Source organism: Dyadobacter diqingensis, from assembly GCF_024220585.1.
Lineage (GTDB): Bacteria > Bacteroidota > Bacteroidia > Cytophagales > Spirosomataceae > Dyadobacter > Dyadobacter diqingensis.
The window spans coordinates 1,055,732-1,070,870 of record NZ_JAMXKF010000001.1; the positions used below are offsets into that span (position 1 = coordinate 1,055,732).

Annotated in this window: 12 protein-coding genes; 8 read left to right on the forward strand and 4 right to left on the reverse strand. The window is 44.3% G+C overall.

Translation table 11 applies throughout. The features are described 5' to 3' along the window. Window positions 1-163: 163 nt before the first annotated feature. Complete coding sequence (locus tag M1L62_RS04265; protein WP_254411765.1) at window positions 164-1,327, reverse strand: methionine aminotransferase; 1,164 nt, start codon at window positions 1,325-1,327, stop codon at window positions 164-166. Window positions 1,328-1,443: 116 nt separating this feature from the next. Then, window positions 1,444-2,061 (reverse strand): redoxin domain-containing protein, encoded by a 618-nt coding sequence (locus M1L62_RS04270; protein ID WP_254411766.1) that lies wholly within the window; start codon window positions 2,059-2,061, stop codon window positions 1,444-1,446. A 257-nt stretch (window positions 2,062-2,318) separates the two neighbouring features. On the opposite strand from M1L62_RS04270, the gene M1L62_RS04275 reads away from it, so the two are divergent. Further along, on the forward strand, window positions 2,319-4,463 hold the full coding sequence (locus M1L62_RS04275) for a glycoside hydrolase family 31 protein (RefSeq protein ID WP_254411767.1): 2,145 nt from the start codon (window positions 2,319-2,321) through the stop codon (window positions 4,461-4,463). On the opposite strand, the gene M1L62_RS04280 is transcribed toward M1L62_RS04275, so the two are convergent. After that, window positions 4,450-4,956, reverse strand: a complete 507-nt coding sequence (locus M1L62_RS04280) for an NUDIX hydrolase (protein ID WP_254411768.1) — start codon at window positions 4,954-4,956, stop codon at window positions 4,450-4,452. The genes M1L62_RS04275 and M1L62_RS04280 overlap by 14 nt on opposite strands. A gap of 19 nt (window positions 4,957-4,975) precedes the next feature. Further along, window positions 4,976-6,013, reverse strand: a complete 1,038-nt coding sequence (locus M1L62_RS04285) for a LacI family DNA-binding transcriptional regulator (protein WP_254411769.1) — start codon at window positions 6,011-6,013, stop codon at window positions 4,976-4,978. Window positions 6,014-6,291: 278 nt separating this feature from the next. Between M1L62_RS04285 and M1L62_RS04290 the strand changes: the two genes are divergently transcribed. The 7 genes from M1L62_RS04290 to M1L62_RS04320 all read left to right on the forward strand — a co-directional run bounded on the left by M1L62_RS04290 (window position 6,292) and on the right by M1L62_RS04320 (window position 15,107). Continuing rightward, on the forward strand, window positions 6,292-7,062 hold the full coding sequence (locus tag M1L62_RS04290) for an SDR family oxidoreductase (RefSeq protein WP_254411770.1): 771 nt from the start codon (window positions 6,292-6,294) through the stop codon (window positions 7,060-7,062). Between the two features lie 131 nt (window positions 7,063-7,193). After that, complete coding sequence (gene kduI, locus M1L62_RS04295) at window positions 7,194-8,024, forward strand: 5-dehydro-4-deoxy-D-glucuronate isomerase (RefSeq protein WP_254411771.1); 831 nt, start codon at window positions 7,194-7,196, stop codon at window positions 8,022-8,024. Window positions 8,025-8,380: 356 nt separating this feature from the next. Further along, window positions 8,381-10,714 (forward strand): glycosyl hydrolase family 28 protein, encoded by a 2,334-nt coding sequence (locus tag M1L62_RS04300; protein ID WP_254411772.1) that lies wholly within the window; start codon window positions 8,381-8,383, stop codon window positions 10,712-10,714. Window positions 10,715-10,758: 44 nt separating this feature from the next. Beyond that, a complete protein-coding gene (locus M1L62_RS04305; RefSeq protein ID WP_254411773.1) occupies window positions 10,759-11,103 on the forward strand; it encodes a cupin domain-containing protein in 345 nt (114 codons plus the stop codon). Window positions 11,104-11,126: 23 nt separating this feature from the next. Continuing rightward, window positions 11,127-11,561 (forward strand): cupin domain-containing protein, encoded by a 435-nt coding sequence (locus tag M1L62_RS04310; protein WP_310589956.1) that lies wholly within the window; start codon window positions 11,127-11,129, stop codon window positions 11,559-11,561. A gap of 39 nt (window positions 11,562-11,600) precedes the next feature. After that, window positions 11,601-13,541 (forward strand): glycoside hydrolase family 88 protein, encoded by a 1,941-nt coding sequence (locus tag M1L62_RS04315; RefSeq protein ID WP_254411774.1) that lies wholly within the window; start codon window positions 11,601-11,603, stop codon window positions 13,539-13,541. A gap of 36 nt (window positions 13,542-13,577) precedes the next feature. After that, on the forward strand, window positions 13,578-15,107 hold the full coding sequence (locus M1L62_RS04320; protein WP_254411775.1) for a tagaturonate reductase: 1,530 nt from the start codon (window positions 13,578-13,580) through the stop codon (window positions 15,105-15,107). Window positions 15,108-15,139: the final 32 nt, after the last annotated feature.

Genomic DNA, 15,139 nt, shown 5'->3' on the forward strand with positions numbered 1-15,139 from the left:
GTTAATGTTATAATAACCTCTGTATATCTCCTTTTATTTCCACGTACCTCTTAGGTTACACAGAGAACCACTGAGTAAAAAAGAGATTCACATAATTGATGTTGAATAATAACCTCTGTGTACCTCCATTTACCTCGCGTATCTCTGTGTAACCACAAAATGATCACCAAACAACCTTGTTCAATAACGCAGCGGCTTTTAGAAGGGTATCATTGTTTTTAGCAAAGCAAAATCTCAAAACCCGGAAATCCGCAGGCTGATCGTAAAATGAAGAAATAGGAATTGAAGCAACGCCCGCTTCCCTCGTCAGCCTTTCTGCCAAAACAAAATCATGCTCATCGGACAAATGCGCATAAGATACGTTCTGAAAAAAACTTCCTTCCGAAGGTTTAAGAATAAATCCAGTGTCCCTGATTGCATTATTAAACAGGTTCCGCTTGGTCTCATAAAATGAGGAAAGACTTAAATAATGATCCGGTTCCTGCAGATACTCTGCCAGCGCGAACTGGAATGGCGTAACCACACTGAAAACCATGTACTGATGGATTTTACGGAACTCGGCGGTATATTCCGTCGGTGCCAGGCAATACCCCACTTTCCATCCTGTTGTATGAAAAGTTTTCCCGAAAGACCCGCAAAGAAATGTTCTGGAAGCCAGTGCAGGTATCGAAGCTGCTGAAATATGCTGTAATCCGTCAAAAATAATATGTTCGTAAACTTCGTCGCTGATCACAAACAAGTCATGTTTTTCAGCCAGAAAACTAAGTTGTTGCAGGTCCGTTGAAGTCCATACTTTCCCCGTGGGATTGTGTGGTGTATTGATGATGACCGCCTTTGTTTTGTCCGTGACCTTTGCTCCGACAATAGCCCAGTCAATGTATTCATATTGCGGATCCAGGGTCACAAAAACCGGGATTCCGCCGTTCATTTCAATCGCCGGAACATAACTGTCATAAGCAGGTTCAAAAACAATTACCTCGTCACCCGGATTCACCACCGTTGAAATAGCAACGTAAAGCGCCTCCGTGGCTCCGCTGGTTATGGTGATTTCGGATACGGGGTGATATTCCGTGCCCGTTGCCTCAAACACCTTCCTGGAAATGGCCTCCCTTAATGCCAGCACGCCTGCCATCGGCGCATATTGATTTTTGCCCTGCCGAATGTATTTGTCAACCAGTTTTTGCAAATCCGGAGCACAGTCAAATTCCGGAAAACCCTGCGCCAGATTAATCGCCTTGTGATCTTCGGCAAGTTTCGACATATGGGTAAAAATGGTAGTACCCACCTTGGGCAGTTTCGACTGGATTCCTGAGATTGCAGAAGGCATAAAAAACGTAACAGAAGTGTCAGATGAATGAAAATATTACACCGGCAACCGGACTGGTTCAAATATAATTGAAACAGTCTGACTGCCGGTGCAGATGATATAAATTTTAAATACTTTTATTTTTTGTCTTTCCAGTCGTAAACTGTTTTCAACAGCTCCTTACGATTTGGCGCTCCGTCGAAATTTTCGTCCACAAAAGTGTAGGCAATTTTTCTGTCATTACCGATCACGAACAATGATGGTGTGAAAACTTCCTCTGAAATGCCCGCAATGCGGTCCCAGATCGGCGATGTTTCCGAGTAAACCCCGTAAGAACGCGCCACGTTGAAGTCCTTATCGTGAATGATGGCAAAATCAAGTTGCAGCTTCTTTACTATCCGCTCTATTTGCTTTGGTGACTCGTTGGTCAGCACCAGAAGCTGTCCGCCAAATGCTTCTATTTGCGGAGCAAGTTCCTGCAAAACAGCCAGATGTTTGGGCGCATAACTTCCCCAGCATGGACAATAGAAACTCAGTACAAGTGGCTTGTAAGACAACAGATCAATCAGAGACCTGGAATCGTTGGCTACGGAATATCCGGAAACAGATGTTACCTGCACGCCATCTTCCGATCTCAAATAAAATAAAGGGGCCAGATCACCAACTGCCAGTTCCTCAGCTTGTTCGTCCTGCTCCCGCTCTTTCAGCTGAATGGTAGAAATGTTACCCAATTCATCTTCGATTTCGTAATACATAATCGTTAGGGTTGTGTACTTGTTTGAGTTTCTAATGCAAAGGTATTATTAATCTATATAATCTACAATATTTATAGACTTTTAATTTAAAAGAATATTTTTTAGTAGAAACGAAACGATGATTTGTTTACTAGATGACAAGGACGCAGGAGACAAATTCCGGAAGAACCTATTATTTCCGGAAAAATAAATCCGAAGAAATACCGCCCCTATCGGAACATCCTTTTTCAATGCAATTCCATTCCTAAAACCCACATATGAAACGATTTTACCTGTTTTTATTGCTATTGACATCTGGGTATCTGTTACCGCCTGCTTCCGCCCAATCTGTGCGATGGCATGAAATTCATCCCGGAATCTGGAAGGGCACCGTTGGAAAACCCGATGCTTATGATTTACTGAAAGCAGCCGATACAGAACCGTCGTCAACTCTGAAAAAACTCAAAAAAGCAGATTTCCCGTTAAACAACGAGGATATTTCCGTTGAAGTGAAAAATGGTAAAACCTATCTTCGTTTTCCACTCGAAAGAAATGAACAACTTTATGGCTTTGGTCTGAACTTTCAGACGATCCACCAACGCGGGCGGATTATGCAGCTGCACGCGGATCATTATGGCAAATCCGATAACGGACGAACCCATGCACCCGTTCCTTTTTATGTCTCTTCCCTGGGATATGGCGTATTTGTAAATTCAGCGAAATACATTGATGTTTATGCCGGATCGTCGGTCAGGAAAGACAGCAGAAACGCCCCGGAGGTTCAGGACAGAAATACGGATAAAAACTGGCAGGCCCACCCCTATTCCGACGCCGTGGAAATGCTTGTACCTGCCGAAGGGATTGAGCTATATGTTTTTGCTGGTCCTAAGCCCGTGAACGCGATTGAGCGATTCAATTTGTTAAGCGGCGGGGGTTGCCTGCCGCCCCGGTGGGGACTGGGCTTCACGCAGCGTGTCAACAGGCTTTATAACGAGGAACAGGTAAAAGCCGAAGCCAAGGCTTTTTCGGATAAAGGTTATCCGCTCGATTTTATTGGATTGGAACCTGGCTGGCAGAGTAAATCCTATCCCTGCACGTTTGAATGGGACCAAATCCGTTTTCCAAATCCTGAAAAGTTTGTAAAGGAAATGGATGCTGTCGGTGTAAAAATTAACTTATGGACCAACCCATATGTTTCGCCGGATGCTTCTATTTATTCAAAAATAAAACCTTACACCGCGTCTAATACCGTGTGGAACGGGATTGTGCCCGATCTTTCTATGCCGGAAGCGAGAAAGATATTGTTTGGACAGTTTGAAAAAGAGCATGTAAAAATTGGTGTGAGTGGATATAAAATTGACGAAGTGGATGGTTTCGATACTTATTTATGGCCGGATGTCGCAACTTTCCCTTCGGGTCACACGGCCGAACAGCTAAGACAAACCTACGGATTGCTGGTCCAGAAATATTCCTATGACATGTTCAGGAAAAACAACAGCCGTACCTATGGCCTGGTACGCGGCTCCAATGCCGGCGGCTCTTCTTTTCCTTACGTTATTTACAACGACAATTACAGCCACGAAGATTTTATTACCGCGCTGATCAATAGTGGTTATTCAGGCGTATTGTGGACACCGGAAGTGCGCGCATCCAAAACAAGCGAGGAATGGCTCCGAAGATTTCAGACCGTATGCTTTTCTCCTATGGCTATGATCAACGCCTGGGCAAGCAGCACCCAACCCTGGACATTCCCCGATGTGGCCGAACAGGTTAAAGACATGGCTCAGCTACGGATGCGCATGATGCCCTATTGGTACAGCACTTTTGCCAAATATCACTACGAGGGCACCCCGCCATTCCGTGGAATGAACCTCGAAGAGGGTTTTGGGATGGAGATAAATAAAGAAAAAACGCCGACTAATCTGGAAGAAAATCCGTATGAGGAAGCCACGGCAAAAGAAGTTAAAAACCAGTATATGGCAGGAGAATATTTACTGGTAGCTCCGCTTTTTACAGGACAAACTTCCAGGAAGGTTATCTTGCCAAAAGGGAAATGGTACGATTTCTACACCGGAAAATTTGCAGGTGAAGGCGAGGTCATTACGGTAACACCCGGATTATCCAAAATCCCTGTTTTCGTGAAGGATGGCGGCATTATCCCGATGATGCCCGCGTTGTTACATGCCCCCAAAGCAAATGAAAAGGTCGATCTGGAAATACGGTATTACGGGAAAAAGCAGGCAGCGGTTTCCAGCCTGTACGACGACGACGGCGAAACTTTCGCTTACGAAAATAACCGGTACACCTGGCGTGAATTAAAGGTGGAAAGCCGCAACGGTGTTTTGAGAGGCACTATTTCTGCACCTGAGAAAGACAAGCCAAACACCATCGGCAGAGTAACCTGGCATTTTATGACAAACTAGTTGTCGCGGTATTCAGGTTTTTAAAACCCAGATTAATATGCAGAATGGCAGTAGTGTTAAGTAACAAATCGGTCGTGATAAATTCCGGATAAATACTTCCGGAATCGATTTGTCCGATGTCTTCCCAATGAAACAACAACTCGTTATCATCTTCCCGGACGACAAAATCCAGCTGATTTTCAATGTCCGGGATTTCCATTTTGTAATAAAAACCGATCTCATGATACCGGATTTCATTGTATTCAAAGAAATTCTCAACCACCCATAACAAATTGCCGACGTGCACGGTTTTACCGATCTCCTCAACCATTTCGCGCAAAAGCGTTTCTCTGGAAAATTCAAACATATCCACACGCCCACCCGGCAGACTCCAGAAATTATCAGTTGGTGTCTTGTGAAGAAGCAGTTTTCCGTTTTGAACAGCAACGCCGGCTACCCTGAAATTGAACAGTGAATTGCCCACGGGAAGGCAGATAGATTCGGCGCTGTTCATAGATCAATCGACATTTTAATTACACATCAACGGTTTTACTCGCCGTCGATTCTCTGATGATCAAGGATGTTTTCAATGATCTTGTTTCAAAAACAGTCGGTTTTTTGGGGTGCTCGATCAGCCTGATTAAAAGCTCCGTGGCCTGATGGCCCATATCCAATGCCGGCTGTACAACGGCAGTCAGCGGCGGGTTCAGCAAATCTGCAATGCCGGTATTGGTAAAACCGACAACGGCTATTTCTTCGGGAATCCTGATGTGTTTCTGGTGTAAAACCGATAAACAGCTGGTTGTTAACCGGTCGCTGGCAGTAAAAATGGCATCCGGCGGCTCAGGCATATCCAGTAGTTCCTGCACAGCAGTTTCGTTTTCACTGGTCATCATCCCGCCATGGTGACAATATTTAACATACGATTCATCAAACGGAATGCCGTTATCTTCCAGCGCCTGCCGGTATCCGTCAAGCCGCTCCATAGTGATCGACAGATAAAAAGGGCTGGTCAAATGTGCGATTTTTTTCCTTCCCGTTTTGATCAGATGTTCCGTTGCCTGATAACTTCCAAAGAAATTATCCACGACGATTTTATGCGTATCAATATTCTTGGGAACCCGGTCGATAAACACGATGGGCATCCCCTTTTCCAGCAGTTCTTCAAAATGTGTCAGATCTGTGGTAAGGCTCGAAAGCGACACCAAAAGGCCATCCACCTTTCTTGAAACAAGATAATTTGTATTGGCGACCTCCCGCTCGTAAGACTCATGGCTTTGAAAAATCACAACATGATAACCCATGTTGTAGGCAATGGATTCGATGCCATTGATAAGCTGGGAGAAAAAATTATTAGCAATTTCAGGAATGATAACGCCGATCGATTTGCTCTTGCTGTCTCTCAAACTCAAAGCAATCGGATTAGGCCGGTAGTTCATTTTCTCGGCATATTCCAGTACCAGCTTTTTAGTTTCATTATTGATTTCGTAACTATTTCTCAACGCACGGGAGACCGTGGATGTTGACAAATTTAATGCACGGGCAATATCTTTTATTGTAATTGTTTCCAAAGAATATATTCGTTTATTACAACTTATTCCTAGATAAAATATACTTAACTAAACACTCAGTGAATATACTAAATTACCCTTTAATTCTACAATTTTCAATTATTAACTTACCACCTGACATTTCTGGTAACGTTCCCGAGAACGATTGCACAAAAAAAGACAATCCAATATTTGATAATTCTAATTATTAAATCTAAACTCGTTGAAAATCATACCCATTTTTTGCAAAAACTGGCTGTATTTATGCCAGCGGCCCAAAAATCAACAGAAACATTTAAATGAATAGTACAAATTTGTTCAACCTAACCGGGAAAACTGCACTCGTAACTGGTTGTAATCGTGGTATAGGCAAAGCTATGGCCGAAGCACTGGCCGAAGCTGGGGCTGATATCATCGGCATATCTTCTTCGCTGCCCACAACGGAAAGCGAAATTCAAAAATCGATCATATCGCTTGGGAGGAAATTTTATCCTTATCAGGTAGATTTGAGCAGCCGCGAGAGTCTTTATGCTTTTCTCAAAGTGGTTAAAGAAGATCATCCGGTTATTGATATTCTGGTCAATAATGCCGGCATTATCCTTCGCCAGCCTGCGGCCGAGCACAGCGACGAATACTGGGATCAGGTATTGAACATTAACCTGGACGCACCTTTCATCCTTTCCCGTGAACTCGGTAAAGAAATGGTTACGCGAGGATATGGTAAAATAATCTTCACTGCATCTCTGCTGACTTTCCAGGGTGGAATAAATGTACCGGGTTATACGGCATCCAAAAGTGCCATTGGAGGTTTGGTGAAAGCGCTGGCCAACGAATGGGCCGGAAAAGGAGTTAATGTGAACGCCATTGCGCCGGGTTATATCAACACCGACAACACCGAGGCGCTGCGCAACGATCCGGTCAGAAGCAAATCCATTCTCGACCGTATTCCCGCCGGTCGCTGGGGATTACCCGAAGATTTCAAAGGCCCTACGTTGTTTCTTGCCTCGGATGCCTCCAATTACGTCAACGGAACGACTTTGACCGTCGATGGCGGCTGGATGGGTAGATAGCGGTCTGGCGCGCGGTTAATAATAGCATGTTGACTCTCCCGAATTTAATAGGTAACAACAAAATTTATAAAAGCGCTGTTTTCTAAAAAGCCAATTGCTAACAGCCAAAAGCTAATAAATACCCCTAAACTATGGAAATCAGGTTTGAAAGTAGCCGTAAGGAAGTATCTCAGATGAATACCGAGACTTTGCGGGAGAATTTTTTAATTGAAAATATATTTGAATCCGGTAAGATCAACTGGGTTTATTCGCATTACGACCGTGTGATGATCGGTGGCGCCATACCCGTTTCCACGCCTCTGGTGCTGGAAACGTTCGATTCGTTGAAAGCAAATTATTTCCTGGAAAGACGTGAAATCGGTATCATCAACATTGGCGGCGATGGAAAAGTTACCGCTGACGGTGAAGAAATAGCAATCAGCAAACTGGGCTGTATTTATGTAGGAAAAGGGACGCAGAAGGTCATTTTCACAAGCAACGACGCAGAAAATCCTGCCGCATTTTACTTGTTGTCGTCACCGGCGCATCAGACTTATCCAACGCGTTTATTCACAAAAGAAGATGCAACGCCGGTAACGATCGGAAGTATGGAAACTTCCAACCACCGGACCATCTACAAATACATTCACCTGGATGGTATCCAAAGCTGCCAGCTGGTGATGGGGCTTACGGTGCTAAAAACGGGCAGTGTATGGAACACCATGCCATCGCACGTGCATGACCGTCGCATGGAGGCTTACTGTTATTTTGACGTACCTGCCAACCAGCGTGTGCTGCATTTGATGGGTGAGCCGTCTGAAACCCGTCATTTATGGGTAGCCGACCGTCAGGCTATTATCTCGCCACCCTGGTCGATCCACTCGGGCTGTGGTACCTCCAACTATTCATTTATTTGGGGAATGGCCGGAGAAAACAAAGATTACACCGACATGGACGCCGTTGCCATAGGCGATTTGCGTTAACAGCATCCAAAAAATACAGAGGAGTTTGGTAAAATTAAGTCTTTTACCAAACTCCTTTTTTATTGCTATAATACCAATTTTCAGCAAGCCGTTTTTGCTCTCAAACAGCTTCAAATTCCGCCTAAATTCATTTATACAGCTTAAAATCATATCTGATCAGGTAAAATACTTCGACTGGCAACGTTCCCGAGAACGATTGCACAACAAAAGACAATTTATTATTTGATAATTATAATTATAAGCTATAAACTCGTCGTATCCCAGGATATTCGCTGCTGATGACAACAGGGAATAATTATTAAAATAAGTCAATTAATGAAACCATTTCCGGGAAACCGGCGGTGTATGAAACAAGGATGAAAAAACTATTATTACTTTCTCTGGTAATCATTTTAGGGTTCAGACCGGATCAGGATAAAATCCAGGTTTTTCTGATTGGTGATTCTACTTTGGCCAATAAACAACCTGGGGACGCTCCCGAAACTGGTTGGGGAATGGTTTTTCAGGATTTTTTCGAAAATAATATTCAGGTACAAAATCACGCGATGAATGGCCGCAGCACCAAAAGTTTTATCAACGAAGGACGCTGGGCAACAATCACAAAAACGATGAAATCAGGCGACTGGGTATTGATCCAGTTCGGGCACAATGATTCAAAAGATAAAGACACCAGCCGTTACGCCGCTGCCAATACCGATTATAAGAAAAATCTGGCTCGTTTTATAAACGAAACCCGGGCCAAAGGTGGAAAACCGGTTTTGATAACCCCCGTAATGCGTCGCCGTTTTGACGAAAAAGGCAAATTTTTGGATACCCACGGCGACTATCCTGCTGCGGTAAAAGCAGTGGCGACAGAATTAAAAGTGCCGGTGATTGACCTGCATCAATTAAGTCAGGCAGTCATTGTCCAGCACGGTATTGAAGGGTCGAAGGCTTTGTTTATGCATCTGGAAGGTGGTTATTATCCAAAATTCCCAAAAGGTATTGTGGACGACACCCATTTCTCCGAATACGGTGCGCGGATTATGGCCGGTTTGGTTGCCAAAGAAATAAAGTCTCAAAATCTTGCTTTGGAAAAGCATCTCAAACATTTCGGCACCACCGACAAATATGTGTTTGATTTGCCAGTCATTCAACAGCCGGCGTTCCGGAAAGACACCTTCAACATCATTTCCTATGGTGCTAAAAATGATGGCATAACCCTCAATTCCGTTGCCATCAGCAAGGCTATAAATGCCTGCGCAGAAAAAGGAGGCGGAACGGTTTTAATTCCGGAAGGTTTCTGGCTGACCGGCCCGATTACTTTAAAAAGCAACATTAACCTGCACATTGCCAAAGGCGCTCTGTTACAATTCAGTGACAATTATAAAGATTATCCCCTTGTAAAAACCACCTGGGAAGGGTTGGACGCCATTCGCTGCCAATCGCCGGTGAGTGCCGCCGATGCGGTTAATATCGCCATCACCGGCAGCGGGATTATTGACGGAGCCGGGCAAGTCTGGCGGTCAGTTAAAAAGGAAAAATTAACAGATTCACAATGGCAAAAACTGATTACCTCCGGAGGCGTTCTCGATGAAGGCCAAAAAACCTGGTATCCAAGTGAAGGTTCACGTTTGGGAAATAAAACGCCGGGAGCAGGCAACATTGCGGCCGGTTACACGATAGAAAATGTTGTTAAATTTCAGGAGTTTTTGCGTCCCAACCTGATCCGCTTCACCAATTGCAAAAAGATATTGCTGGAAGGCGTCACATTCCAGAACTCCCCTGCCTGGAACCTGCACCCGATGCTTTGCGACCATATCACGTTAAAAAATTTAACGGTTCGTAACCCCTGGTATGCACAGAACGGAGACGGTGTCGACCTGGAATCGTGCCGGTTCGGAATGATCGACAATTGTACTTTTGATGTAGGCGACGACGGAATTTGCATTAAATCCGGCCGTGACGAAGAAGGCCGTAGGCGTGGCGTACCTACCGAAAATGTTATCGTCCAGAATTCAACGGTTTTCCACGGCCACGGTGGTTTTGTGATCGGCAGTGAAATGTCCGGCGGCGTTAAAAACCTGTTTATCAACAATTGTAATTTTCTGGGAACCGACGTTGGGCTTCGCTTCAAAACAGCACGCGGCCGCGGTGGTGTGGTTGAAAATATTTTCATCTCCGACATTAACATGTCAAATATTCCGGGCGAAGCAGTTTTATTCGATATGTATTACATGGCCAAAGATCCGGTTCCAAAAGCGGGCGAGAAAAATGAACTACCCGTTATGAAAGCAGAACCGGTTAACGCCGGAACACCACAATTTCAGAATTTCCATATCCGCAACATCGTTTGCAAGGGGGCCGAAACGGCCATCATGGTTCGCGGTTTACCTGAAATGAGTATTAAAAACATCACCATCGAAAACGCGGTATTGCAAAGTAATAAAGGCTTTATCTGCATTGAAGGCGAAAATATCAATCTGAAAAACGTCTCACTTTTTACAAAAGATAAAACCGTGATGCAAATTCAGAACAGTGCCAATGTCACGATGGATAATATCAAATATTCTGACGGCAAAGAGTTGCTTTTGAACATTACCGGCGATCGTTCCAAAGGAATCCGCCTATTGAATACCGATGAAAAGAAGGCAAAGAAAAATATTGAATTTGGTGGAAATGCCTCAGCAAAAGCATTAACCGGAAAATAATTATCGCACCGGGCAGGCGTCATAAAATATATCATTAAATCATAATGGACCAAAAAGGAAAAGAGTTTATCAACGATTCGGAAATTGACTGGGAAGAGCTCGGAGGCGGATTGAAAAGGAAAATCATGTCATACGACGATAACCTGATGATGGTGAAAGTCGCTTTTGAAAAAGGCGGCATCGGTACTTTGCACAGCCATTTTCATACCCAGATGAGCTATATCGACAGCGGCTCATTTGAGATAACCATCGGCGATAAAACCGGCGTATTGAAAAAGGGAGATGCCTACTACATTCCGCCAAACATCGTGCATGGCGCTTTGTGCCTGGAAGCGGGCATACTTGTTGATATTTTCACCCCGCTGCGGGAAGATTTTATCTCAAAATAAGAATTTCAGACATCAATTAAATCATGAGTCACAAATCACAACTTTTTAAGTCCGCACTAGTTTGTTTAGGGCTTTTCCTTTCCGGCAATCCGTTATTCGCACAAAATGCTCAGGCGACTGCCGCAAAAGGAAAACAATTTATCGTGGATGCTGAAATCCCCTGGCAAGAGCTGGGCGTGGGATTGAAACGTAAGATCATGTCTTACGACGAGACCATGATGATGGTAAAAATCGACTTCCAGAAGGGCGGTACCGGCACACCTCACAAGCACGTGCATACTCAGATGAGTTATGTCGACAGCGGTGTTTTTGAAGTCACAATCGGAGATAAAAAACAGATTCTGAAAAAAGGTGACGCCTTTTACGTGCCATCCAATATCATGCACGGCGCCGTTTGCCTGGAAGCCGGCGTGCTGATAGACATGTTTACGCCGATGCGTGAGGATTTTGTAAAGTAAAAAACCGAAACCAGTATATATTTTAAGATTTTGAATTGCATGAAATATTTATCCAACCGTTTTATAAAAATTACTTCGTCCCTGCTTTTTGGGCTCACCGCCATATCCTCCCACGCGCAGGAAAAACCGTGGTCGACACGCATGGCGGATTCGTTTATTTCGTGGAACAAAGACTCGATCCTCGTAGGGGAAGCCAAACGTTCCAACTGGAATTATGAGCAGGGTTTGATGCTAAAAGCGCTTGAAAGAGTGTTTTATCGCACGGGTGAAGGTAAATATTTCGAGTATATCAGAAAGGATGAGGATCAGTTTGTGAAACCGGACGGCTCCATCCGCACCTATGATTTCAGTTCTTTCAACCTGGATAATATCCCGACTGGTCGTGCCTTACTAACCCTTTACCAGCAAACACAGCCTGACAAAGAGAAATACAAAAAAGCGGCTGATCTTCTTTGGAAGCAGTTAGCTGAGCAGCCTCGCACCAAGGAAGGTGGATACTGGCATAAAAAGAGGTATCCAAACCAGATGTGGCTCGACGGGTTATTCATGGCTGAACCTTTTTCTGCCGAATACAGCCTGCTGTTTAACCACCCCGAGCATTTTGATGACATCGCCAAACAGTTTGAGCTTATTGAAAAATATGCAGTGGATGAAAAAACAGGCCTGATTTACCATGCCTATGACGAGAGTAAAGAGCAAAAATGGGCAGATAAAAAAACAGGCAGATCTCCTCATTTCTGGGGGCGTGCCATCGGATGGTATGTCATGGCGCTGGTTGACGTGCTGGATTATTTTCCAAAAGACCACCCAAAACGACCTGAGCTGATCAAATATCTTCAGAGAATTGCACCGGTGCTGGCCAGATATCAGGATAAAAATTCCGGTGTATGGTATCAGATCATGGATCAGGGAACACGCAAGGGCAATTATCTTGAAGCTTCTGCCTCCACGATGTTTGTGTATGCGCTGGCAAAAGGCTCGCGTTTGGGTTACATTCCGGCGAACTATGCTGCTGTGGCCAAAAAAGGTTATGACGGGATCATTAAAAACTTTATCGAAAAAGAATCCGACGGGACGATAAGTCTGAATAAAACGGTGAGCGTAGGCGGACTTGGCGGCACACCTTACCGTGACGGGAGTTATGAATATTACCTGAGCGAACCAATCCGCAAAAACGATCTCAAAGGTGTAGGACCATTTATCATGGCCAGCATCGAAATAGAAATTGCTGCTGAAAATGCTGTTGGAAAAGGTAAAAAAGTGGGACTGGATTATCATTTCAATAAAGAAGTGAGAAAAAATGCCGCCGGTCAGCAAGAACCGTTTCACTATACCTGGGAAGATCGTCAGCATTCGGGCTACTGGTTGTGGGGGAAAATCTATCGTGAGTTAGGTGCAGAAACAGTTTCAATCCCGTCCGCTCCCACCGCAGAAAACCTCAAAGACATTGACGTATACATCATCGTTGACCCTGATACAAAAAAAGAATCACCAACCCCAAACTTCGTACAGGCGAAAGACATCGCTGAAATTGAAAAATGGGTGAAGGCTGGCGGTGTGCTGGTATTAATGGCAAACGACACAGCCAACTGCGAAATACCTCATTTCAACCAGCTGGCAAAGGTTTTTGGTATTCAGTTTACCAATAAAAACAGAAACATGGTCCAGGGTCTTCAGTTTGAACAGGGCCGGATTGACGTGCCTGCCAGCGACAAGGCCATTTTCAAAAATGCCAGCAAACTGTATATCAAAGAATTATCTCCAATTGCGGTGACACCACCTGCCAAATCGGCTCTGACCGACCATGATGACATTATCATGGCTGTTTCAAAATATGGCAAAGGGACAGTATTCGCGCTTGGAGATCCGTGGATTTACAACGAATATCTTGATGGTCGCAGAATCAATAATACGTTCCAGAACTTCGAAGCTGCCAAAGAACTTTCCACCTGGTTATTGCAGCAAACAGCAAAAAAATAGGATCTGACTTTTTACATTGACTAAGATTTAAAACTTATGAATCACCTATTTCGCGAACATTTGCGCCGGCTGCGGAACCATCCGGACGTGACCGTACCAGACGATTCAGTTTTCGAATTGCCGGAAAAAGTAATTCAGTTTGGAACCGGCGCATTTTTACGCGGACTTGCTGATTATTTTGTAGACAAAGCAAACCGTGAAGGTATTTTCAACGGACGGATTGTTGTTGTAAAATCAACTGATGAAGGCGATTTAAAAGCATTTGACCGTCAGGATAACCTTTACACCCTTGCCATGAAAGGGGTGCATAATGGAAAGTTAATCGAGGAAACCATCATTTCCTCATCGATCAGCCGGGTCTTATCTGCTAAAAACCAATGGTCGCTTGTCCTTGACTGTGCCAGAAATCCGGCGATAAAAATTGTGTTTTCCAATACCACCGAACTCGGTATCCAGCTCGTTCAGGATGATATTTACCAGTGGCCTCCGATTTCATTTCCGGGTAAATTATTGGCATTCCTATATGCCCGTTTTACCGCATTTGCCGGAAGTCCCGACCATGGATTGGTGATTGTACCAACGGAATTAATTTCTGATAACGGAAAAAAACTGGAATCGATCGTACTGGAACTCGCCCACAGAAACGGGCTGGAAGGCTCTTTCATAGATTGGCTTGAACAAAACAATTCGTTCTGTAACTCGCTCGTTGACCGCATTGTACCCGGCCGGCCGGATGTTCAGATCAAAAAACAGATCGAAGAAGAATTGGGTTACATCGACGACCTGATGATTATTTCGGAACATTACCGCATGTGGGCTATCGAAGGTGATGAAAGGGTAAAAGAAATTTTATCATTCAGCCAGGTAGACTCCGGCGTTATTATCGAGCCGGATATTGAATTATATCGTGAATTAAAACTTCGTTTGCTCAACGGCGCGCATACGCTTGGTTCCGGTCTGGCCTATTTGTGCGGTTTTACCACCGTGGTAGAGGCCATGGAAAATGCAACATTCGCCGCATATCTGAGCAATCTGATACAGGGTGAAATTTCCCTTGCCATTCCTTATCCGGTAAGTGAAGAAAGGGCTCAGAAATTCAGTAAAATGGTACTGGACCGTTTTCTGAACCCGTACATTGAGCACAAGTGGATCAATATCACCCATAATTATTCTGCTAAAATCAACTCGCGCGTTATCCCGGCCTTTTTACAATTTCATAAAGAATTTGGCACCACGCCCGAATACATGACTTTTGGTTTCGCGGTGTATATATTTTTCATGAAGTCGGTTCGTAAAGACGGTGATCATTTTTACGGCCTTGCAAACGGCAGTTATTATCTCATTCAGGATCAGCGGGCGGCTTATTTTCACCAGAAATGGCAGATCACGTCTTTACCCGAAATGGCCCATCTGATTTTAAAAGATCCGTTCATTTGGGGCTCTGACCTCACGAAGTTGGGGGTATCAGAGGAGAATGTCGTCCAGTATTTAGAATCCCTTGAAAACGTCGGCGCATCTCAGACTCTGGCCGATTTTCTTTCGAAAGTTGAGTACGTCAAAATTTAAGTTAAACCCCGGAAACAATAATCTGTCGCAAA